1 protein-coding gene is annotated in these 250 nt (G+C 49.6%); it reads right to left on the bottom strand.

Annotated elements, in window-relative coordinates; genetic code table 11:
* The coding region (locus HEM79_RS23250) for a Clp protease ClpP (protein ID WP_183082738.1) at window positions 1-250 on the bottom strand (250 nt) is incomplete at both ends.

Here is a 250-nt window from a genome sequence, read left to right as displayed (position 1 = left end):
AGCATGGCGGTAATTTCCTGTGCTGATTTGCCCGTTTTTCTGGCATAAGCAGGGACTAACACGGTTTCCACCTTATCCAGCAAATCAGCATAATCACGCATATCACCAGCATTTCCGCCAGAGATACCCCACGGCTTATGTATCATCATCATGGCGTTTTCCGGCATCACAACACGATCGCCAGCCATTGCGACCACCGAAGCCATTGAAGCCGCAACACCATCGATATAAACCGTAATGTCTGCCGGAT

It is taken from the genome of Escherichia sp. 93.0816 (assembly GCF_013368855.2).
Lineage (GTDB): Bacteria > Pseudomonadota > Gammaproteobacteria > Enterobacterales > Enterobacteriaceae > Escherichia > Escherichia ruysiae.
The sequence above is the reverse complement of the archived record's forward strand: the minus strand, read 5'-3'. Positions and strand labels throughout refer to the sequence as shown.